The sequence below is a fragment of the Acinetobacter soli genome (genome assembly GCF_000760595.1).
Taxonomy (GTDB): domain Bacteria; phylum Pseudomonadota; class Gammaproteobacteria; order Pseudomonadales; family Moraxellaceae; genus Acinetobacter; species Acinetobacter soli.
On the sequence record NZ_BBNM01000005.1, the window covers coordinates 204,752 to 221,689 of the forward strand.

A 16,938-nucleotide genomic window follows, 5' to 3' on the forward strand; every position below is an offset into this window, starting at 1 on the left:
TCTAGATGAATTTTTTTTCTGCAGATGCGTCACCATAATTGGATTGATCGAAAAATAAATAGGATGTATATGAGCCAGACCACACAGACTGATATTATTACGCTTGGGGCTGTTGCCGCGAAAATTCCACAATTGATTCCAAAGGTGCCACACCTTCTTCATGGACTCAAACAAGCCTATTTACGCACTTCTGCTTCGCCTGCGGGCCTCGGTATTGCTTTTGAAAAAGCCGTGAAGCGTAATCCGGATGGGGCTGCTTTACTATTTGAAAATGAGCGCTATACCTATCAAGAACTCAATGAGTGGGCCAATCAGATTGCCCACTACTATCTGTCATTGGGCGCGCGTAAAGGCGATGTGATTGCGGTCATGCTTGAAAACCGCTCTGAATTGCTGGCTACCGTGATTGCACTGGCAAAAATTGGTGTGACAATTGCGTTGGTCAACACCTCACAAACAGGCAAGGTGCTCAGTCATAGTATTAATCTGGTCAAACCGATTGCATTAATTTTTGGTGATGAAGTACATCACTGCATTGATGAAATTCGTGCTGACTTAAATATCAATGAAGACCGTTTTCATTGGTTTGCCGATCAGGCCACACGTCAAGACGTGGGCACCGCACCGCACGGATATATCAATCTGGCCGAGCAAATTGACCATTTCCCAAAATTTAACCCACCTACGACCCATACCGTTCAGGGCAAAGATGGTCTGTTTTATATCTATACCTCAGGTACCACAGGATTACCCAAAGCGGTGATCTTTACCCATAGTCGCTGGACACTGGCCTATGGTACGTATGGCCATGTGCTTGATCTGAATCCCGACGATGTGATGTACGTAACGCTACCGCTCTACCATGCCACGGGCATTGTGGTGTGCTGGTGTGGCGTGATTGCAGGCAGTGCAACTTTGGCCTTACGTCGCAAATATTCGACCAGTGCATTCTGGAAAGATGTAAAAAAGTTTAATGCCTCTGCCATTGGTTACGTGGGAGAATTGTGTCGTTATCTCATGGATGCCCCTGCCACCGAGTTAGATCGGAGCCATCGCGTAACCAAAATGATTGGTAATGGTATGCGTCCGAATATTTGGGATAAATTCAAGCAACGCTTCGGTGTCGATGAAATTTTAGAGCTGTACGCATCAAGTGAAGGCAATGTCGGTTTTAGCAATATTTTTAATTTTGATAATACTGTCGGTTTTTCTCCAACGCCGTATGCCGTGATTGCATTTGATAAAGAGAAAAATGAGCCAATTCGCGACAAAGATGGATTTTGCCAGAAAGTAAAAACTGGTGAAGTGGGCTTGTTGGTCGGTAAAATTACCCGTCGCTCTCCTTTCGATGGATATACCGATCCAGAGAAAAACAAAGCCGTGATTTTAAAAAATGTGCTGAAAAAAGGCGATGCCTATTTCAATACGGGTGATTTGGTACGTGACATTGGCTTTCGTCATGCACAATTTGTTGATCGCTTGGGAGATACCTTCCGCTGGAAAGGTGAAAACGTCTCGACCACTGAAGTTGAAAATATGCTCTGCGAACACGATAAAATTGTCGAGGCCGTAGTATATGGTGTTGAAATTCCGCACACCAATGGCCGCGCGGGCATGGCGGCCATCACATTGGCCGATCATGCAGAACTGAATGATCAAGATTTGAGCCACATGGCAAGTACATTTAAAAAATGTCTGCCCGCCTATGCTGTTCCGGTTTTTTTACGTGTACAAGAAACCGTCGAAACAACGGGAACGTTCAAATATCAAAAGAACAAGCTCAAAGAACAGGCCTTTGATCCCAACAAAACCGAGGAAAGATTGCTGGTTTTATTACCTGGCGAATCGGCTTATTGTGATGTGACCAAAGACATTTTTGATAACATTCAGGCATATAAGTACCGTTTTTAGTTCATTTTTTAGCTAAACAAGAGGAAATCGTGCTTTTTATAAACAGTTATGCAATTGTTTTGAATTTTCCTCTTGTGTTAGCTGAATAACTTGCTACAATACGCTCCATCAAACGATACAGGGTCGTTAGCTCAGTTGGTAGAGCAGCGGACTTTTAATCCGTTGGTCCCGCGTTCGAGTCGCGGACGACCCACCACTTATTGTTTGATCTGATGAAAGAAGCCTAAATTACCAACTTCTTTCTTGTAAGATCAAGAAAACATCTGATCTTGCAATGTTTTTAAAGCCTTGCTTTAAAATACTCAGGGTCGTTAGCTCAGTTGGTAGAGCAGCGGACTTTTAATCCGTTGGTCCCGCGTTCGAGTCGCGGACGACCCACCAGATTCTAAAAAAGCCTTAGCATAATGACTAAGGCTTTTTTTATTGGTTCATTCTAAAAATCTAGATTTAAATCCATTCAAAGTAAAAATCTAAATATTCGATCAATTTTATAAAAATTTTCTGTTTTTACGATGATTAAAAATCTTTTAAGCTAATCCTCTCTTCAAGCAATTATATATATTTATTTAGAGGCGCAAGTTATGAGTTTAATCAACACCGAAATCAAACCTTTTCAAGCCACTGCATATTCAAAAGGTCAGTTTGTCGATTTGACCGAAGCAGATTTGAAAGGTCATTGGTCTGTTGTGTTTTTCTATCCTGCCGATTTTACTTTTGTTTGCCCGACAGAACTTGAAGACCTTGCAGAACACTACGATGCATTTAAACAATTGGGCGTTGAGATTTATTCGGTTTCAACCGATACCCACTTTACCCATAAGGCATGGCACGACAGCTCCGATGCAATTGGCAAAATTCAGTATCCAATGATTGGTGATCCAACATGGCGCATTGCCAAAAACTTCGATGTTTTGATTGAGGCTGAAGGCATGGCGGACCGCGGTACGTTTGTGATTGATCCAGACGGTAAAATTCAAATTGTTGAAATTACGGCTGGTGGGATTGGCCGTGACGCGCAAGAGTTACTGCGTAAAGTAAAAGCCGCACATTATGTGTATAACCATCCGGGTGAGGTTTGCCCTGCCAAATGGAAAGAAGGTGACAGCACACTCGCACCATCCATTGATCTGGTCGGAAAAATTTAAGACTGGCATATAAAAAAGCCCCTCAGCTCAGTTGAGGGGCTTTTTTTGTTTATTGAAACAGATCAAGTTTATAAAAATGCATCGAGTACCGAATTTAAGTACATATGTCCGTGTTCGGTACAGGCAATATGCTGTACATCGGCTTGCAATAACTTTTTCTGGCGCAGTTGCTCCAGTGTCGGTGCAATTGCGTCAATCTCCAAACCAGTTCGCTCAGCATATAAGGCTGTCGGTACGCCTTGGTTGAGTCGCAAGGCATTCATCATAAACTCAAATGGTAATTCATCTGCTGCGATCTTTTTCCATTGCACATGCTCGGCAGGCACCTTGGCCAGATAGTCTTTGGGTAGACGGGTTTTTTGATAACGATAAACGCCGTCGGGTCGTGTAACTTTGCCGTGTGCCCCTGCCCCAATAGCCAAATAATCACCGAATTGCCAGTAATTGAGATTATGTGCCGATGGCTGCTCTTTACGCCAAGCCGATACTTCGTAATTGATAAAGCCTTGTGAGGTTAAATAGGCTTCGCCGGCCGTCTGGATCTGCTCAAGCACATCATCTTCGGGTAAAACTGGTTGGGTTCTAAAAAAAACCGTATTGGGTTCAATGGTCAGTTGATACCAACTGATATGCGTGGCACCGCGTTCAACCGCACAGTGCAGGTCGTACATGGCTTCTTCAAAGGTTTGTTGTGGCAAACCGTGCATCAGATCGACATTGACACGTTGAAAGCCAGCTTTTTTTGCCAAGCCAATGGCATCTAAGGCATTTTGCGCACTGTGAATCCGCCCCAAGCGCTGCAAATGTGCCGAATCAAAACTTTGTACACCCAGTGAAAGTCGGTTGATACCGGCTGCCAAATAGTCTGCAAAAGGATCATGCTCAAGCGTGCCCGGATTGGCTTCAAGCGTAATTTCACACCCAGATGTAAACGGAATCAGAGCACTTAACTGCGTAAATAACCAGTGATAGCCCTGCGCCGAAATCAGTGACGGTGTTCCGCCACCAATAAAAATACTATGAATCGCACGCCCCTGCGCAAAATCCACTTGCGTTGCAAAATCGGCCACCAGTGCGTGCAGATACTGTTGCTCCAAATCGATAGACAATGCGCCATTGGGTACCGCATGCGAATTAAAATCACAATAGGGACATTTACGTACACACCACGGCATATGGATATACAGCGATAGCGGAATATCGGTGGGATTAAGCAAAGCAGTCAAGAATGAAACTCAAACAATAATAAGCCACTTATTTTAACACGAACCCAATCAGGACAGGCTTCAATTCATATCGAATTGCTTTAGACTGAGAGCAGATAAAAATAAGTTCTGGAAAAAGAATGATCAAGCTCTCGTCACAAGTCTTATTATTTTTACCCTTGGCACTCGGTATTGGCATTGCCATGGCCATTCAAACGGCGCTCAATACACAATTGCGTGAATCGTTACATTCCCCCTTACAAGCAGCGTTTATTTCTTTTTTGATTGGCACGATTGTCCTGGGTTTATTGGTCAGTTTTGAAGATGCAACAAAACCTAGCCTCGCGCAACTGGGGCAAATTCCTTGGTATCTCTGGTTAGGCGGCTTTTTAGGGGTTTATGCAATTAGTGTGAGCATTTATACTGCGCCTAAATTTGGGTTTCTGACCTTGTCTGGGGTGATCATTTTTGGTCAGCTCGGTATGTCGATGTTACTCGATCATTTCGGTTGGCTAGGCAATGAAAAAATTCCCGTGAACTGGCAGCGTGTTTTGGGTGCGATCATGATTTTCGCTGGCGTGATCTTTACATTTCAGCGATAACCTTTTTAAGTGGATAACGTGTTGTGACAAATGTTTCAGGGTTTGGTACTGAATTAAAACAGCTTTTGCAGTTGATGTGGCCCATTTTGATCACGCAATTTGCGCAGGCAGGTCTAGGGCTGATTGATACCATCATGGCCGGTCATCTTTCGGCCAATGATTTGGCAGCGATTGCTGTCGGTGTGGGCCTCTGGATGCCAATCATGCTGCTGTTTAGTGCCATTATGATTGCCACAACTCCTTTGGTGGCCGAAGCCAAAGGTGCACGAACACCAGAAAAAATTCCGGGACTGGTACGTCAGTCACTGTGGGTGGCACTGTGTCTGGGGCTGATTGCCATGCTGATTTTGCAGACCATGCCCTTTTTGCTGCCTGTACTTGGCGTACCTGAAAGCCTGCAACCCAAAGCAGGACTATTTTTACATGCAATTGGCTTTGGTATGCCGGCCGTGACCATGTACGCAGCCTTACGTGGTTATTCGGAGGCCATGGGCCACCCAAGACCTGTGACCGTGATTAGCTTATTGGCCTTGGTGGTACTGGTACCGCTGAACTTTATTTTTATGTATGGTCTTGGGCCTATTACGCATTTGGGTAGTGCAGGCTGTGGTTTTGCGACCGCCATTTTGCAATGGTTAATGCTGATTACACTGGCCAATTATGTGTACCGAGCCAAGGCTTATCAGTCGACGCAAATCTTTACCCACTGGGAAAAACTTGATCCGCAGATCATCAAGCGTATTTTAAAACTGGGTTTTCCAATTGGTCTGGCGGTGTTTTTTGAAGTCAGTATTTTTAGTACAGGTGCAATTGTGCTGAGCCCACTTGGTGATACGGTTGTGGCTGCACATCAAATTGCGATGTCTGTGACCTCACAGCTCTTTATGATTCCAATGTCGCTGGCGATTGCACTGACCATTCGGGTGGGCATGTATTACGGCGAAAAAAACTGGATTTCAATGCGTCGTGTACAAAAACTGGGACTCGGCACCGCTACGTTCTTCGCGTTGTGCACCATGTGTTTAATCTGGTTTGCACGTCCTCAAATTGTTGCAATTTATACTCAAGATCCACAGGTATTTGATGTGGCGTTGTCGTTGTTGCTGTTTGCAATGGCTTATCAGCTTATGGACGCATGGCAAATTGGGGCGGCAGGCTGCTTACGTGGTATGCAAGACACCAAAGGCCCGATGTGGATTACGCTGGTGGCCTATTGGGTGATCGCATTTCCGGTAGGGGTATATCTGTCGCGTAGTTTAGAGATGGGGCCGGCCGGTATCTGGCTCGGTTTGATTTTAGGCTTGAGTATTGCCTGTGTGTTGTTGCTGGCACGCTTGTACAGCAACAACCGTAAACTGTCACAGCAGGCTTGATGTTTGAGCTAGCTTGATGCGTTAGCTGGCCTGCCGAGGAGAGGCTCCGATTTGCCACACAAACGGTAGTGCAGCCTGATTGACCTCCCAATCACCAATGGCTTTTTCTTTGTAAATAATCGGATTATGCGACGATACGGTGCGTGCATTACGCCAGTATCGATCAAGCTGTTTGGCCGTGCTGCTTGCCGAGGCACTGAGCGCGTTAAACAGATTCGAAGTCAGCTCAAGAACCAGACGGCTAATCACTACCTGCCCTTGTGCCGATTCAAGCTCAGCAGCAATATTGGCCTGAACGTCTTGTTCTGGCTGCTCGGCAAAATGACTTAAATAGGCATCTTGCAAAGCCGCCGCGGCACGCTGTGTGATGGCAGCACTGGCATAGGCTTGTGCTGAAGCCTGACCAATCACCTGTAACACTTGGGGATCATGGCGAACCAGATCGGCATTGCCATGACTAAAAATTCGTGTGCGGTGACGTACTTCTTCACTAAAATTAGCCACAGCCGCCTGAGCGATACCACTTAGCGTGGCCAAGTGCACCACCTGATAAAATGCAGTTTGATACTTAAATCGCTGATCGAAAGGCAAAATATGCGAAATCGGCACCTCAACTGCATTCACGCGCAGCGTACCGCTACCCGTGGTTTTCTGGCCAAAGCCATCCCAGTCATCTTGAATATCCACCCCTGAAGCATGTCGATTAATCACGGCAATCACGTTTTGCTGACTCACTTCATCAAAGGCAAATAAATCGACCCAGTCGGCGAAAATACTTCCGGTGGAGTAATACTTTTCACCACTGACCACACGCTGCCCCGTAGCATTTTGGATCACGCGGGTAATCACATCACCAATCTGCACACTTCCCACTTCAGTCCATGCATTGCCAACCAGTTCACCCGCCACAAAGCGCTCAAACCAAAGCTTTTGAGATTGGGTTTTATGCGCCACCAGTCGATCTTCGACAAAAGCAAAATGCCCACGTAGTGCCTGCACAATATTGGAATCTGCCGCTGCAAGCTCTGTAAGGAGGTCAAATAACTGTGGTAAAGACAGCCCTGCGCCACCATAACGCACAGGTACACGCACGGCGCCAAAGCCGGCCTGCTTTAACTGTTCAATCTGCTCAAAGGGTAAAATCCGCTGCTGTTCACGGGCTAAGGCTCCCTGTGCAATCTCGGCGAAAATCGGACGATACTTTGTTGCAACGGCCGCATAATCTCCACCGAGTGAAAGCTGTTCTTTAATTTGTTCAAATTGGCTCATTTTTATTCTCCATTCTTTTCGTTTTCAATTTAGCTCCACGCATGGCGTGGCGGGTGGATACCGTTTAAGTAGTAATTGCCCACCAAATGATATTTCCAGCGCACAGGATCATGTAGAGTGTGCGTGCGCGCATTGCGCCAATGACGGTCTAGATTTAATTCCGACAAGGTCGAACGTGTGCCCGACAATTCGAACAGTTTATTGCTGGCCAGCAGCGCAATTTCTGTCGTGAGGACTTTGGCTTCTGCCACACGCAAGGTGGCTTCATTCACCTGCTGTTCGGTCGGTTCAGCAATCGCACGGTCAATTTCATCGGCCGCCAGATCAAGCACGGCTTCTGCTGCACGTAGCTTAATTTTTAAATCACCTATATTGGCAATCGTGTACGGGTCTTGGCTGGCATGTTCGACGCCCGCATCAATCCATGGGCGACTGTGCTGACGGACATACCGAATGGTTTCATCAATTGCACCGCGAGCAATTCCCGCATCGACCGCAGCCTGAATAAATTGTGAGATTGCACCTGCCGGCGTCGGGCGTTCAAATGCCCGATAAATCGGAACCAGATATTGCTCCGTCACCTCGACCTGATTGAGCTCTACAGTGCCACTGGCCGTAGTACGCTGACCAAAACCCGACCAGTCATTGATAATGTTCAGCCCTGTGGTGCCTTGAGGAATAAAAGCGGCATACGGAAGCCCTTCTTCATTGATTGCCACAACCGGAATCCAGTGGGCCAATAATGCGCCGGTGGCGAAAAACTTCTGGCCATTCAATTCATAACCGGTGGCTGTTTTGCGTAGGGTGGTCTGTAAATCGGCAACGGTTCTGGCATTTTTTTCTGAAAATGCATTGCCTAAACGCGCGCCTCGAAGAATCAAATCAAAAAAGAAATGTTGCTGTTCTTCACTGGCATCGAGCCGAAGATGTTCGATAAAAGCCAAGTGGTTTTGAGGAATCTGCCCCAAAGATGAGTCGACACTGGAGATGGTTTTAATTACCTCGGCCAAGGTACGATATGACACGCCAGCACCGCCAAATGCTTTTGGCACGGTAATCGCCCAGAGGCCACTTTGCGAAAAAGCCTGAACTTCGTTTAGTGGTAACTGACGTGCTTGATCACGCTGTGATGCCTCTTGGGCAAACCGCTCGGCCAGTCGCTGTGCGATCTCAATGGCCTCTTGGTCTGAACGAATACGATGTGCATTTTCGGTATGCTGAAAATAATGATGTGGCACTGGATGATTACGAGAATCATGCGCACGGTTGAGATTTAAATTCGACATGGTGAGTGCGTCCTGATGCTGATTTGTACTTATTTGTGCTATCACCATATCACCAAAATTTGCCATGCTTTATATGGATTAACGTATTGTTTATGAATTGATTTTTGCTAAGCTTTTCTCAAAATAATATTTATTTAAACCCTTGTTTCCTCGGCATTATTAACAGCATATAAACAATTTAAACTTTGAAATATATACTTTGTCACCTATGATCAAAATTGAAAAAACCGCAGCGAAAAGGTACTTCAGATGGCAAAAAATGCGAGCTCACCGGGTCGGCGTTTTATGAAACTTGCAGGCATGACCGCCAGCATTGCAACCAAAACCGTGTCCAACTCCATTCGACATCTCACTGCCGATGAAGAACAGAAACTTGCTGCAAAAACCAAGTTATTTCAAGATATTGGTATTCAGATCGCAGAAACTTTGGGTGAAATGAAAGGTGCGGTGATGAAAGTGGGGCAAATTGCTTCACAGTACAAGGATATTTTTCCGCCAGAAGTGGCACAATCGATTGCAAAGTTACAACGTCAGGCACCTGCCGTACCTTTTGCAACTATTCGCACTCAGGTCGAAAAAGAACTCGGAAAACCACTCGATGTGGCGTTTCAATCTTTTGAGCCCACTCCTTTTGCCGCGGCATCGATTGGTCAGGTTCATCGGGCCAGACTGCATGATGGGCAGGAGGTTGTGGTCAAGGTTCAGTATCCCGGCGTAGATGAAGCCTGTGAAAGTGACTTGAAACAGGTACGTCTGGCTTTAAGACTCATGGGCGTGATTAAAATCGATAAAAAGCTTCAGGACAAACTGTTTGCCGAAATTCAAGAAAGCTTATCTGATGAGCTAAATTACGAAATTGAGGCACAAAATCTTGAAGTTTTTAAAACCTTTCATCAGTCGCTAGACGCCAAAGTGGTCATTCCTAGCGTATTTAAAGCATATTCGACCCGACGCGTCTTAACTTTAAGTCTTGAGCATGGTGAGTCGCTTGAAACAGCAAGCACTTGGCCACTTGAAGTGCGTAATACACTGGCTCGTCGATTGATTCGCACCCTTGGGCAAGAAATGTTTTACTTAAAACGTTTTCACTGCGACTCTCATCCGGGTAATTTTGCTTTTCGACCAGATGGTACTGTGGTGATTTATGATTTTGGCGGTGTTAAAACCTTAAGTGTCGAAATTGTAGAACATTTTAAACAACTCATTTATGCTGCACGCAAACACAATATTCCTGCCATTGAAGATCATTTGGAGGCATTACAAGCACTTGCCATCAAATCTTCTTTTCCTGAAGAGCTCTATATTCAGTGGATTGATGTGCTGCTGCGACCCTTAACTCAACCTTATAACTTTGCAGAAAATTCTGCCTATCATGACAGCGTCACACTGGTTAAAAAGTCGTTAAAGTACTGGGATGTATTTCGACCGTCGCCCGACACCTTGATGGTTAACCGCACGATTTCCGGACATTACTGGAATCTCATTCATTTGAAAGTTGAAGACAACCTCAACGATTTGTTTGAAGAACTGGTACCCAACCCCAGTTAACAAATTTTAAGCAGAGCATACATTGACTGAAACATTTGTTATAATATAACATTACATAAATTATTGATTAATTATTCGAGGTCGACATGCGTTCAGGTATTCATCCAGAGTATCAACAAGTATTGTTTCATGACACCAATGCTGATGTATATTTCTTAATTGGCAGTACACTTCAAACCAAACAAACACGTGAGTACCAAGGTAAGGTCTATCCATACGTGACCTTGGATATTTCAAGTGCCTCACATCCGTTTTATACCGGTGAAGTACGTCAAGCCAGCAATGAAGGTCGTGTTGCGAGCTTCAACAAACGCTTTAAGCGCTTTAAACGTTAATTTAATTTTAAGTTTATCGCGTTAAGGTGAAAAGAATTCGAAGCCTAAGGATCTATCTCCTCCACTTAGGCTTCTTTTTTTGTGTCCAGATTCTGTGTATAAGCTCATTGTTATCCACAGCACTTTATGGCTTCATGTCGCCATGAGCGATCTCATTTCTCGATTTAGCATTTAGTTGCTGCTTGCTTCAATGTTATGCTTACAACCCTTTACGGCAGATACAATGAGGGAATCTTATGTCTCAGGCATTACTTCAACAGTTACAAAATGGCGAAGCCAAATTTGCAGATGTCTTGGCTCATATTGAAGCACATTTTGTTCATACCCCAACTGCATTTCAAAATGGCGCGCAGTCTAATGCCGCAACAGAAAATCAAGGCAGTGCCAAAGTACTGTCTTATGCAAAAATTGAAGGGCTGAATCAGGCAGATACGTTAAGCTTGTTTGCAGAGCATTATGCTGCCGTTTTAAATACTCCCGAAGGGACAGACCATCAAAATATTCGTCAGTTTATGCAACATGGCTGGGATGGTGTGGCTTTTGAAGGTAAGGCACTTCAGGCCAAATAAGTCTTTTTAGATTTTGATTATTCCCCAACAAAGCATTGGGGAATAATCAAATGATTCGAAACAGGCTTAAAGCGCATCGGCAAAATCAAGTGCCTGTTCCAGATCTGCAATTAGATCATCCAGATGCTCAAGCCCCACATGTAGGCGCACCAAGTAACCCCCTTCTTGTACCGAGCTTTGCGTGCGATGCGCCACTCCCACAGGCAAGATCAGGCTTTCAAAGCCTCCCCAAGACAATCCAATGTGAAAAAAGTTTAAGGCATCAAAGAAACGTGCAACATAAGTCGGATCTGAGCGCTTGAGATAAAAAGAAAATAATCCGGTCGCGCCCTTAAAAGATTGGCGCCATATTTCATGCCCCGCTGCGTGTTCAAGCGCAGGATAATTAACACGGCCGATACTGGCATGTGCACTTAAATACTGCGCCACCGCCAGACCATTTTCATTATGCTGTTTTAATCGTACTGCCAGACTGCGTAGTCCACGTGAAGCCAGATAAGTATCATCTGGACTGGTGGTTTCACCAAAGCTATACACAACACGACTCAATTGTTCGATCGAATCGGCGTTGGCCGTTGCAGTGCCCATCAAAATATCTGAATGCCCTCCAATATATTTGGTCACCGACTGAATCGAAACATCCGCACCCTGTTGTAGTGGCTGAAAAAATAATGGCGTTGCCCATGAATTATCGACCAGCACTTTGGCATTTTTTTTGTGGCTTAGTTCAGAAATTGCAGCCAGATCGGTCACTTCAAAGGTCATGGAACCCGGAGACTCGATATACACCACAGCGGTTTTGGTTTGTAATTTTTGCGCAAATGCTGCTAAGTCGCATGGATTGAAATACTCAACCTCAACGCCCATACGAGGTAAGATCTGATCGGCAAAACTACGCGTCGGGCCGTACACATTATCGGCCATCAAGACATGATCACCCGCTTGAACAAAGGCGGTAAGCGTATGTGTACATGCAGAAAGCCCAGAAGGAAACACCAGACAGCCAGCACCGCCTTCGAGTGTATTGATTGCGCTTTCAAAAGATTTAGTGGTTGCAGCGCCGTAACGACCATAATGCCGATAACCACCACCATTTTGCTTATGCTGCTCCCACTCTTCAAAACTGTTGACCAAAATGGTCGAGCCGCGATACACCGGCGTATTCACTAACCCATCAAAGCGATGCGGTGTTCTTCCTAAATTGATGACATCGGTACATACATGATTCATTTTGATACCCTTTTGATTATGTAGTTCTTTTCGACAACATCATCATAATTAAGCTCGATTGAATTTTGAGTTTAAAAAAAATATCAGTTTCACTTCAAATTAGAATTTTATTTCACTTTCATAGATTAAAAAGAAATTATGATCCATATTTATTCTGCTATTGTGGATTACATCCTTTTGTCTGACATTTTTAACGATGTTGATCATCGGCATATATCTCACCGATGTTAAGTTTCAATGGGCTTATATTTTAGTTCTGATTAAAAGAATACGCAGATAACTCAAGCCGCATCGATATTAGAAATAATTAAGCGGCAAACGCGTGGTGTACTTGATCTGCTCCATCGCAAAGCTTGAGCTAATATCGGCTAAACCCGGAATCTGAATCAGTCGTTTATACACCCGATCATATTCCATCACATCTGGCACAGCCACTTTAAGCAAATAATCGGTTTCGCCTGCCATTCGATATACTTCAAGAATCTCATCGATGGTATGAATGTGGTCGCGAAACTTTTGAATCCATTCCATATTGTGCTGTGCAATCTTGATAAACACCATGACGACCACATTGATATTGAGCTTCTTACGATCCAGTAAGGCCACTTTACCGTAAATAATCCCTGCTTCTTCCATTTTGTGAATCCGGCGCCAGCATGCGGTATTACTTAGCCCCACCCGATCGGCAATATCACCAATGGCGCATGTACAGTCTTGTTGGAGAAGTTCTAAAATTCCGCGATCATATTTATCAAGTTGAACATTCATAGTATCGGTGAAGAGGCATTGAAAAGTTATGCCATCAATGTAGCGAAAAGTGAAATGGAATTCTATTTTTCTGTGATCAAGATTGATACTGTTTCTGAATCAAATTCAATCTATGTGTGCAGCACACCGCACAAACCTCATAATCCATGCACGGTGCATAACGACTCATCTATCGTGCGCTGCTTACGGGCGCTCGGCATATTGAGGCAGATCATCTTGAATACTGTCCCACTCTGCTTTATGCGCTGCAAAAATATGCATACTCGGTTTTTGCTCGATTTTGGTATCGAGCGTTCCAATACGCAGTCGGTGATATTCTGGTGTATCGGTTTTAATGCTCATGATGGGTGAACCACATTCACTGCAAAAACAACGCTGTGTGGTGGGCGTAGACTGATATTTCTTAAGAAGATGCTCACCTTGAACAATCTTAAAATCATCAATGTGTACTGGCGCATTGGTGGCGTAAGCCGTACCGTTGGCTTTACGACAGCGCTGACAGTGACATTCGATAATCTCACCGATTCCACGGCCTGAAATTTCATAACGAATGCCCTGACACAAACAACTACCGGTCAATAGCGCTGTATTTGACATGATGATGCTCTCCCTGTTTGCATTGATTTTTCAACCAAACTAACAGATTTTTCAGCTGAGTAACATCACGACTTTCTGCTTATTGAGCCCCCAAATACGCATGTACACCCTGAGCAGCCGCCCGTCCTGTGGCCAAACAAGCGGTCAGTAGATAGCCACCAGTAGGTGCATCCCAATCCAACATTTCGCCACAGGCAAAGGTGGCCGTTGTGTCTTTTAGACGGAGCGTTGAATCCAGCGCATCTCGTGCAATCCCGCCAGCACAGCTGATGGCTTCTTCAATCGGACGAAAACCTTGTACACAAATTGCCAGCTGCTTAATGTGCTGCGCCATTTTCTGTGCGTCATTCCAGTCGGTTTTGGGTACCACATCGCGGATTAAGGCAATCTTGGTTTTATCGAGTCCTGCTTTTTGCCACACGGTATTGAGGGATTGCTTATTGCCTTGCTGGAGTTTTTGTAAAATTTGTTCCACACGCTGGTCTGGCAGCAAATCTAGATATAAAACGCTGGAGTTTTGAGATTGCATTGCTTCACGCAAATCACGATTACAACGATAGACCAAACCGCCTTCCAAGCCATAATGGCTGATGACCATTTCACCAAACTGTGGCGCTCGACCATCAACCCACGCCTGAATACGCTTTAACGGTTGTCCAAAAAGAGGAGCAAGATAGGCCGACCAGTTTATCAGTACACCCACATTACTGGCCTGGAAAGTCTGAATCTGCTCTGGTTGCAACCACGCTTGCCATTTTCCATCGCTGCCCAATTGCGGCCATGAAACGGCGCCGCAGGCCAGAACCACCGCATCGACCAGAACAGTACGATGCTGTTGCCGCTGGATATCAACCACTGAAAGCTCAAGATCAGACACATTGATGACTTCATGGCGATAACGAAATGTCACGCCACGATCTTGTAAACGCTTCAGCCATGCCCGCAGTAAGGGTGCGGCTTTCATTTCATTGGGAAAAATCCGCCCGGAACTGCCGACATATGATGCAATCCCCAGCTCCTGCATCCAAGTCTGAATCTGCTGTGCATGAAACGGCCGGATCATTGGCTCAAGCCAGTCGGTATGATCATAGCGTGTCAGAAAGGTATCGAGTGCTTCAGCATGACTGATATTGAGTCCGGTTTTCCCTGCCATCAAAAACTTGCGCGCTGCAGACGGTTTTTGCTCATACACTGTGATGTCGTATGTTCCAAGTGCCGACAGAACCTCGGCACAGGCCAATCCGGCAGGCCCGGCACCAATAATCGCAATCTGCTTATTCGGCATGATTTTGACCCAATAACGGCATAAACTGGTCAAAGCGAGTTTGATACGTCGCGGGCTTGGTAATCACCAGTTGCTGGCACAGCTCGCCGCGTTGTAAATATTTAATCTCAAAATGCGTGCGTGCAGAGTCAGGCGCAATGATTTGTTTTTCAAAAGGTAACTGCCACAGCTGTTCAAGTTGCTGAGCGGCTTCGTCGATATACTCTGGAATATTACTGGCCAGTGTAAGTGTGCCTTCTGGCTGTATGCGTGACAGTAAAAACTCGAAGAACGGCATATTTAGCCAGCGCTGTGCTGGATTATGCGGCTCTGGGTTCGGATATAAAATAAAGGCCTGTTCAACTTGCGCCGGATACAGTGCATGCACAATCCAAGGCAATGCATCGGCATGTACAGGCGTTAAATGCGCACGCGCATGTAGTTCTTGCTGCTTTTGCATCGCCAAAAATTTCTCTTTGGTTCGTTCAATGGCCACCAAATGCCGCTCTGGATGTTGCTCGGTAAACAACATGGCATGCTTGCCCTTACCCGCCCCGATTTCGAGACACAGTGGCGTGTTGGCCACAGGAGTAAAAGCACGAGGGGCTTGCATACGCTGAGCCTGAAATTGACGTATCGACATAATCACAGCAAACTATTTAAACTTAATCGTGAAATCAGGCATAAGTCTAACAACTCATCATGACTTTGCCTAACATCTTGATGATGAATTTAAGGAATTCCGGTATGCCACGTACATTTCCCTGCCCGCGTTGTGGACAACCCTCGCACTGGGAGAACAACCCGTTTCGTCCCTTTTGTTCAGAGCGCTGCAAGCTGATTGATTTGGGTGCATGGGCCAGTGAAGATTATAAAATTCCAACGCAAGATTCACCCAGCTCCGAGCAAAAACATCCAGACGATTATGACGATTGATCTGCTTTAGATCGTCTTAAAGTTTGGGAATTTTTCACGTATAGTGAAGCCATTTTGACTTTCATGGATGTCTTGCATGACCAAGCAGTTTGCTGTAATTGGTAATCCGATTGAACAATCTCGCTCGCCCGAGTTGCATCATGCCTTTGCAGAAAAGCTCGGCATCACGCTGCACTACAGCAAACGGCTGGCCGCGCTGGATGGCTTTGAGGCCTCGGTGCGTAATTTTTTTGAAGACGGCGGTGTAGGAATGAACATCACCGTACCCTTTAAGGAACAAGCCTTTGCACTTTGTGATGTCTTGACTGAACGCGCCAAAACCGCAAAAGCCGTGAATACACTCTGGATGCAAAACGGAGCATTGCATGGTGACAATACTGATGGTCAGGGTTTAGTCGATGCCATTCGTGCGCTAGATTGGCCATTAGAAAAAACGCGTGTATTAATTCTGGGCGCAGGCGGCGCAACACGTGGTGTGATTTATCCGCTGGTACAAGCAGGTGTGAAGGAAATAATTATTGCCAACCGCACACTTGAACGGGCTGTTCAACTGGTCGAAGATTTACATGATGCAGTCGCGCCGGCACAACTTAACGTCATGGCGCTGGATCAACTTGCTGGCGATTTTGATCTGGTCATCAATGCGACATCGGCCAGTTTAAGTGGCGATGCTCTAAAATTGCCCGCTGCCCTTCGTTTTGATTATGCTTATGAAATGGCCTACGGCAAAGCATCAAGCTTTTTAGAACAAGCCGAGCAGCGTGGCGTGCCGAGCACAGATGGCTTTGGTATGCTGGTGGGTCAGGCCATTGAAGCGTTTTCGATTTGGCACGGCGTAAAACCTCAGCTTAAAGATTTTTTATCTAAGTCGCATTAATAAAAGTATGTTGTGGTCATGCG

17 protein-coding genes and 2 tRNA genes are annotated in these 16,938 nt (G+C 45.4%); 11 read left to right on the top strand and 8 right to left on the bottom strand.

Annotated elements, in window-relative coordinates:
* Positions 1–69 precede the first annotated feature (69 nt).
* The 4 genes from Aso01_RS08260 to ahpC all read left to right on the top strand — a co-directional run bounded on the left by Aso01_RS08260 (position 70) and on the right by ahpC (position 3,056).
* Positions 70–1,911: a long-chain-acyl-CoA synthetase gene (locus Aso01_RS08260; protein ID WP_004932651.1), complete on the top strand. Its 1,842-nt coding sequence runs from the start codon at positions 70–72 to the stop codon at positions 1,909–1,911.
* Positions 1,912–2,031: 120 nt separating this feature from the next.
* Positions 2,032–2,107, top strand: a tRNA-Lys gene (locus Aso01_RS08265).
* A gap of 109 nt (positions 2,108–2,216) precedes the next feature.
* Positions 2,217–2,292, top strand: a tRNA-Lys gene (locus tag Aso01_RS08270).
* A gap of 200 nt (positions 2,293–2,492) precedes the next feature.
* Complete coding sequence (ahpC, locus tag Aso01_RS08275; protein ID WP_004932648.1) at positions 2,493–3,056, top strand: alkyl hydroperoxide reductase subunit C; 564 nt, start codon at positions 2,493–2,495, stop codon at positions 3,054–3,056.
* Between the two features lie 68 nt (positions 3,057–3,124).
* Here ahpC and hemW read toward each other — a convergent pair whose 3' ends face one another.
* Positions 3,125–4,282 (bottom strand): radical SAM family heme chaperone HemW, encoded by a 1,158-nt coding sequence (gene hemW, locus Aso01_RS08280; RefSeq protein ID WP_004932646.1) that lies wholly within the window; start codon positions 4,280–4,282, stop codon positions 3,125–3,127.
* A gap of 119 nt (positions 4,283–4,401) precedes the next feature.
* Here hemW and Aso01_RS08285 point away from each other — a divergent pair, with 119 nt between their 5' ends.
* Together Aso01_RS08285 and Aso01_RS08290 are read left to right on the top strand one after the other, a co-directional pair.
* Positions 4,402–4,863 carry a DMT family transporter gene (locus Aso01_RS08285; RefSeq protein ID WP_004932643.1) on the top strand — a complete coding sequence of 154 codons (462 nt, stop codon included), beginning with the start codon at positions 4,402–4,404 and terminating at the stop codon, positions 4,861–4,863.
* Between the two features lie 23 nt (positions 4,864–4,886).
* Positions 4,887–6,236 carry an MATE family efflux transporter gene (locus Aso01_RS08290; RefSeq protein WP_004932639.1) on the top strand — a complete coding sequence of 450 codons (1,350 nt, stop codon included), beginning with the start codon at positions 4,887–4,889 and terminating at the stop codon, positions 6,234–6,236.
* 21 nt (positions 6,237–6,257) lie between these two features.
* Here Aso01_RS08290 and Aso01_RS08295 read toward each other — a convergent pair whose 3' ends face one another.
* Together Aso01_RS08295 and Aso01_RS08300 are read right to left on the bottom strand one after the other, a co-directional pair.
* On the bottom strand, positions 6,258–7,505 hold the full coding sequence (locus Aso01_RS08295; protein ID WP_004932635.1) for an acyl-CoA dehydrogenase family protein: 1,248 nt from the start codon (positions 7,503–7,505) through the stop codon (positions 6,258–6,260).
* 29 nt (positions 7,506–7,534) lie between these two features.
* Positions 7,535–8,791, bottom strand: coding sequence for an SfnB family sulfur acquisition oxidoreductase (locus Aso01_RS08300; protein ID WP_004932631.1), 1,257 nt, complete (start codon positions 8,789–8,791; stop codon positions 7,535–7,537).
* Positions 8,792–9,040: 249 nt separating this feature from the next.
* On the opposite strand from Aso01_RS08300, the gene Aso01_RS08305 reads away from it, so the two are divergent.
* From Aso01_RS08305 to Aso01_RS08315, 3 genes are all read left to right on the top strand, one after another.
* A complete protein-coding gene (locus Aso01_RS08305; protein ID WP_004932628.1) occupies positions 9,041–10,339 on the top strand; it encodes an ABC1 kinase family protein in 1,299 nt (432 codons plus the stop codon).
* 86 nt (positions 10,340–10,425) lie between these two features.
* The gene (locus tag Aso01_RS08310) at positions 10,426–10,674 is read left to right on the top strand and encodes a type B 50S ribosomal protein L31 (protein WP_004932625.1); all 249 of its coding nucleotides are present in this window, start codon (positions 10,426–10,428) and stop codon (positions 10,672–10,674) included.
* Positions 10,675–10,910: 236 nt separating this feature from the next.
* Positions 10,911–11,243 carry a HopJ type III effector protein gene (locus Aso01_RS08315; RefSeq protein ID WP_004932623.1) on the top strand — a complete coding sequence of 111 codons (333 nt, stop codon included), beginning with the start codon at positions 10,911–10,913 and terminating at the stop codon, positions 11,241–11,243.
* Positions 11,244–11,309: 66 nt separating this feature from the next.
* Here the strand turns inward: Aso01_RS08315 and metC are convergent, their stop codons facing one another.
* From metC to Aso01_RS08340, 5 genes are all read right to left on the bottom strand, one after another.
* Positions 11,310–12,473, bottom strand: a complete 1,164-nt coding sequence (metC, locus tag Aso01_RS08320; RefSeq protein ID WP_004932619.1) for a cystathionine beta-lyase — start codon at positions 12,471–12,473, stop codon at positions 11,310–11,312.
* Between the two features lie 297 nt (positions 12,474–12,770).
* Positions 12,771–13,241, bottom strand: a complete 471-nt coding sequence (locus Aso01_RS08325) for an Lrp/AsnC family transcriptional regulator (protein WP_004932617.1) — start codon at positions 13,239–13,241, stop codon at positions 12,771–12,773.
* A 183-nt stretch (positions 13,242–13,424) separates the two neighbouring features.
* Positions 13,425–13,838, bottom strand: coding sequence for a GFA family protein (locus tag Aso01_RS08330; RefSeq protein WP_004932613.1), 414 nt, complete (start codon positions 13,836–13,838; stop codon positions 13,425–13,427).
* 79 nt (positions 13,839–13,917) lie between these two features.
* The gene (locus Aso01_RS08335) at positions 13,918–15,123 is read right to left on the bottom strand and encodes a TIGR03862 family flavoprotein (protein WP_004932609.1); all 1,206 of its coding nucleotides are present in this window, start codon (positions 15,121–15,123) and stop codon (positions 13,918–13,920) included.
* Entirely contained in the window at positions 15,113–15,751 is a 639-nt protein-coding gene (locus tag Aso01_RS08340) for a class I SAM-dependent methyltransferase (RefSeq protein WP_162179351.1), read from the bottom strand. The genes Aso01_RS08335 and Aso01_RS08340 overlap by 11 nt, the downstream gene beginning before the upstream one ends.
* Positions 15,752–15,849: 98 nt before the next feature.
* On the opposite strand from Aso01_RS08340, the gene Aso01_RS08345 reads away from it, so the two are divergent.
* Both Aso01_RS08345 and aroE read left to right on the top strand, forming a co-directional pair.
* The gene (locus Aso01_RS08345) at positions 15,850–16,038 is read left to right on the top strand and encodes a DNA gyrase inhibitor YacG (protein ID WP_004932603.1); all 189 of its coding nucleotides are present in this window, start codon (positions 15,850–15,852) and stop codon (positions 16,036–16,038) included.
* Between the two features lie 76 nt (positions 16,039–16,114).
* A complete protein-coding gene (gene aroE / locus Aso01_RS08350) occupies positions 16,115–16,915 on the top strand; it encodes a shikimate dehydrogenase (RefSeq protein WP_004932600.1) in 801 nt (266 codons plus the stop codon).
* Positions 16,916–16,938 lie beyond the last annotated feature (23 nt).

Coding starts and splice junctions, on each gene's coding strand:
- Aso01_RS08260 (WP_004932651.1), top strand. CDS start 70: ATGAGCCAGACCACACAGACTGATATTATTACGCTTGGGGCTGTTGCC.
- ahpC (WP_004932648.1), top strand. CDS start 2,493: ATGAGTTTAATCAACACCGAAATCAAACCTTTTCAAGCCACTGCATAT.
- Aso01_RS08285 (WP_004932643.1), top strand. CDS start 4,402: ATGATCAAGCTCTCGTCACAAGTCTTATTATTTTTACCCTTGGCACTC.
- Aso01_RS08295 (WP_004932635.1), bottom strand. CDS start 7,505: ATGAGCCAATTTGAACAAATTAAAGAACAGCTTTCACTCGGTGGAGAT.
- Aso01_RS08300 (WP_004932631.1), bottom strand. CDS start 8,791: ATGTCGAATTTAAATCTCAACCGTGCGCATGATTCTCGTAATCATCCA.
- Aso01_RS08305 (WP_004932628.1), top strand. CDS start 9,041: ATGGCAAAAAATGCGAGCTCACCGGGTCGGCGTTTTATGAAACTTGCA.
- Aso01_RS08310 (WP_004932625.1), top strand. CDS start 10,426: ATGCGTTCAGGTATTCATCCAGAGTATCAACAAGTATTGTTTCATGAC.
- Aso01_RS08315 (WP_004932623.1), top strand. CDS start 10,911: ATGTCTCAGGCATTACTTCAACAGTTACAAAATGGCGAAGCCAAATTT.
- metC (WP_004932619.1), bottom strand. CDS start 12,473: ATGAATCATGTATGTACCGATGTCATCAATTTAGGAAGAACACCGCAT.
- Aso01_RS08325 (WP_004932617.1), bottom strand. CDS start 13,241: ATGAATGTTCAACTTGATAAATATGATCGCGGAATTTTAGAACTTCTC.
- Aso01_RS08330 (WP_004932613.1), bottom strand. CDS start 13,838: ATGTCAAATACAGCGCTATTGACCGGTAGTTGTTTGTGTCAGGGCATT.
- Aso01_RS08335 (WP_004932609.1), bottom strand. CDS start 15,123: ATGCCGAATAAGCAGATTGCGATTATTGGTGCCGGGCCTGCCGGATTG.
- Aso01_RS08345 (WP_004932603.1), top strand. CDS start 15,850: ATGCCACGTACATTTCCCTGCCCGCGTTGTGGACAACCCTCGCACTGG.
- aroE (WP_004932600.1), top strand. CDS start 16,115: ATGACCAAGCAGTTTGCTGTAATTGGTAATCCGATTGAACAATCTCGC.